At 39.8% G+C, this 4,264-nt stretch carries 1 protein-coding gene; it reads left to right on the forward strand.

All coding sequences use genetic code 11. The features are described 5' to 3' along the window. Positions 1-1,173: 1,173 nt before the first annotated feature. Entirely contained in the window at positions 1,174-3,897 is a 2,724-nt protein-coding gene (secA, locus tag R2Q26_RS15190; RefSeq protein WP_317537062.1) for a preprotein translocase subunit SecA, read from the forward strand. Positions 3,898-4,264: the final 367 nt, after the last annotated feature.

The following is a 4,264-nucleotide window of genomic DNA, read 5'->3' on the forward strand; positions in this document are numbered from 1 at the left end:
ATTAATCGGCTATTGATTGGCAATATGCCTAACCTACAACTTAGTAGTTGAGAAAAAGGATTTTTCAGGGACGACTAATTATTTCTGGAATAATCTGTCCTTGCTCTTCTTTATACGTTCATACCAATCCAAGGCAACCTTATTGTCAGCCGCTCTCGTCTTAAATCGACTGTTCGTTTTTCATTTTTGGTCTGGGTACAGAAATATACGGAGTTGTGCCAGCGGTGATTTTATATTCTGTGCGCCAATTCACCATGTGAAACTTAAATGCAATGACAACACGAACACTCAATGTATCAGGAATGAACAGGGGTGTTTCAAATAGTAAGTTCTGTCTAATACTAACAGTAAATCGGGTTTGTTAAGTACTTCCAAGATATTATCACCATTCATATAGTTTTGTGTAATTGCCGAATGGACCATGTATTCGTACTCGGTGATATTGTGTGCAATATTGAAGCATGTCTTGTCTTGTCACAAAGTGTCAAGCGGCATCAAGCGAATATTCTGATTTCAATCAGTTTGCGTAAAACTGCTGCATGCACTGATTATGGTGTTGCATGATGCTCATTATTTGTTCTTGCTTATCTATTCATCAGGAAATCATATTTTTGCTTTCTTTAGACATAGTAATCTCTTATGAGCAGGATGTATTCGAAATAAGACGAGAAATCATTAGAGTTTTAATCTCCGACAAAGACGTAATTTATGCGTTTTTGAGCGTCATATCGGTTGATTGCACTGACTGCTATTTTGAGTATGGTAAGATGAGCATATTTGACTATTGACGATTTAGTCGAGAACTATACTGAAAGCAGTGAGCATCATGTACTTGATGAATAGTTAGTATCAGAGAGAGTATTGGAATAAAAAAGCTAAGCCATTCTTTGCATTAATTTAATTTTGGATCCTGAGGGCAATAATATACAGTCAATATCTTTTATGATTCATTTTTAAATTTTTACAAAATAGACAAATTTTTTAGACAAATTTTTGCTCCATTTCTAAAAATCAAGTGAATGATAAATAATCAAGAACTCAAAAACATACTGTAATTGTGTCATAAAAAGCAAGGTAGAAATTATCTGGTGTTTTTTCTAATCTCCATTGTAATGTCAGGAATCTAAAGATTTCTCGTGACTAATTGATTGAAATTAATAAATTAAATATTTTATGTTAAACAATTTGCTTAAAAGGATTTTTGGTAGCCGCAATGACCGCTTAATCAAGCAATATTTCCAGATTGTGCATGTTATCAATGAATTAGAATCAACTATTGCACCTTTGTCTGATAATGATCTACGCGGCAAGACTCATGAATTCAAGCAACGATTTTCCAACGGCGAAGCGCTCGATGCGTTGTTACCCGAAGCATTCGCAGTAGTGCGGGAAGCAGGTAAGAGAGTGTTGGGAATGCGTCACTTTGATGTGCAGCTAATTGGTGGAATGGTGTTGCATGATGGGAAAATTTCTGAGATGCGTACTGGCGAAGGTAAAACGTTAGTGGCCACCCTGCCTGCCTATCTAAATGCCTTGACGGGACAAGGGGTGCATATTGTGACGGTAAACGATTATCTTGCCAGACGTGATGCGGACTGGATGGGGAAGATTTACCAATTTCTGGGTTTGTCGGTTGGTGTAATTATTTCCCAAATGGCGCAAGATACGAAGCAAGTTGCTTACGCTGCTGATATTACCTATGGCACTAATAATGAATATGGTTTTGATTATTTGCGCGACAACATGGTTGGTCATCCTGCTGAGCGTGTACAACGTATGCTTAATTTTGCAATTGTCGATGAAGTTGATTCGATTTTAATCGATGAGGCACGTACTCCACTGATCATATCAGGCCAAGCAGAAGGCGATACTGAGATTTATGTGCGTATCAATGCATTAATACCTGAACTTACCCGCCAGCAAATAGAGAAAGGGCCTGGCGACTTTAGTGTGGATGAAAAATCTCAGCAGGTATTATTGAGTGAGGAAGGTTTTGAGCATGCCGAGAAATTACTCGCTAAGGCTGGCTTACTAGCGGCTGGGACAAGCCTTTATGATCCGATCAATATCAATTTGATTCATCATCTCAATGCTGCATTGCGCGCGCACGCGCTGTATCACCGTGATCAGCATTATGTAGTACAAAATAATGAAGTTATCATCGTTGACGAATTTACTGGCCGCTTAATGCCGGGAAGGCGGTGGTCAGAAGGTCTGCATCAGGCTGTTGAAGCAAAAGAAAGTGTTCCGATTCAGAAAGAAAATCAGACGCTTGCTTCGATCACGTTTCAAAATTATTTTCGTATGTATCACAAGCTTGCTGGCATGACAGGGACAGCAGATACCGAAGCCTTTGAATTTCAACAAATCTATGGACTTGAAACTGTCGTTATTCCGACACATCGCCCAATGACTCGTGAAGACAGAATGGATAAAATCTTTCGTACCATGAAGGAAAAACATCAAGCTATTCTGGAAGATATTAGGGATTGTTATCAGCGTGGACAGCCAGCACTTGTTGGAACAACTTCCATTGAGAATAATGAATTGCTTTCTTCTTTGTTAAACAAAGAAAAATTACCGCATCAAGTCCTCAATGCGAAGCAACATGCCCGTGAGGCAGATATCATTGCTCAGGCGGGTCGACCCAAAATGATCACGATTGCGACTAACATGGCCGGAAGGGGTACCGATATTGTATTAGGAGGTAATCCAGAGCCAGAAATTCATCGTGTTCATTCAGATGAAACACTCAATGAAGAAACCAAAGAGAAGCGTGTCGCTGAAATACAGAAAGCATGGCAAGAGCGACATGATGAAGTAATTAAATTGGGTGGATTACACATCATAGGTACTGAACGACATGAATCACGCAGAATTGACAATCAGTTGCGTGGGCGTGCTGGGCGACAAGGTGATTCCGGCTCTAGTCGTTTCTATCTTTCACTCGAAGATCAACTTCTGCGCATTTTCGCATCTGACCGTGTGGCAAGTATTATGACACGCCTTAAAATGCCTGAAGGAGAAGCGATAGAGCATCCATGGGTAACGCGGGCAATAGAGAATGCGCAGCGGAAAGTTGAAGCCAGAAACTTTGATATTCGTAAACAATTGCTTGAATTTGATGATGTTGCTAATGATCAGCGTAATGTGATTTATCAACAGCGAAATGAATTACTGGAAGCGCAACAAGATATCTCAGAGACAGTAACGGCTATTCAAGAAAGTGTAATCAGTAATCTTCTTAATCTCCATATTCCACCTCAAAGTATAGAAGAACAGTGGGATGTTACTGGATTAGAGAAAACATTAGCGAGCGATTACCATCTTCATTTGCCAATTCAGGAGTGGCTAGATAAAGAGCCTGATTTGCACGCCGAGAATTTGCTGGAAAGAGTTTTGGAAGCAGCACGTGCGCATTATCATAGTAAATCAGAGATGGTGGGTAGCCATCTTATGCACCAATACGAGCGGGCGGTCATGCTGCATAGCCTTGATACTCATTGGCGAGAGCATCTGGCAGCATTGGATCATTTACGGCAAGGGATTCACTTGCGTGGTTATGCTGCTAAAAATCCAAAGCAGGAATATAAACGAGAAGCCTTCGAGTTATTTGCTAATATGCTTGAAGAGATTAAGGTTGAGGTAACTAAAATACTCATGACTGTTCAAATAAGAAATGAGCAGCAAGTCGAGACAGTAACCGAAGCAGCATCTCCATCTCTCAATATGCAGTATCACCATGCGGCTTATGAAGAAGTAATAGATAAGCAACAACAAGGTCCTGAAGAAAAGCCACAACCTTTTGTTCGCAAAAGCACTAAAGTTGGCCGAAATGATCCTTGTCCATGTGGTTCTGGAAAGAAATATAAGCATTGCCATGGTAAGCTTAAATAGTAAATGATTGACTGGTTAATGCGTAAGCATTTGGGAAAGCTCTTATACGAATTGGCGAAGTAGAAGGACTAACAAATAATTGAAAGGCAGCGCTAAATTTATGACTGGCATTTTAAACGAAGCACAATTGATTTAATGGATTACGTTATTGCCTAATTTTTATTCTAGTGTTTAATTGCATTAATAGCATATATTATTTGATTTATACTAGGCATTATGCCTAGAAAAACGATAGAAATCACTCTTACAGAAGAACAAAGAGACCGTCTGGAGAAAATCGTGCGAAGCCAATAGTGCTGAGCGCAGGATGGTTGAGAGAGCCAGAATCATCTTGGCCTGCGCTGCAGGTAAGCAGAACCAAGTAGTT

Source organism: Nitrosomonas sp. Is37, assembly GCF_033063275.1.
GTDB lineage: Bacteria > Pseudomonadota > Gammaproteobacteria > Burkholderiales > Nitrosomonadaceae > Nitrosomonas.